Here is a 258-nt window from a genome sequence, read left to right as displayed (position 1 = left end):
GTTCGTCATGAGCGAACTGAAGCAGGCAGGCATCTCCAAGGTGGTCATCGAGCGTCCGCACAAGAAGTGCCGCGTCACGATCCACTCGGCCCGTCCGGGCCTCATCATCGGCCGTAAGGGCGCCGACATCGACAAGCTCCGCAAGAAGCTGTCGGACATGACCAATTCGGAAACGCACCTCAACATCGTCGAAGTGCGCAAGCCCGAAGTCGACGCGACGCTGGTCGCACAGTCGATCGCCCAGCAGCTCGAGCGCCG

1 protein-coding gene is annotated in these 258 nt (G+C 62.4%); it reads left to right on the top strand.

Annotation, left to right across the window (positions count from 1 at the left end; genetic code table 11):
- The coding region (locus tag EOD29_RS32955) for a KH domain-containing protein (RefSeq protein ID WP_164764006.1) at positions 1-258 on the top strand (258 nt) is incomplete at both ends.

Source organism: Mesorhizobium sp. M1A.T.Ca.IN.004.03.1.1, from assembly GCF_003997555.1.
Classification (GTDB): domain Bacteria; phylum Pseudomonadota; class Alphaproteobacteria; order Rhizobiales; family Rhizobiaceae; genus Mesorhizobium.
This window is presented reverse-complemented; position numbering and strand designations above follow the sequence as displayed.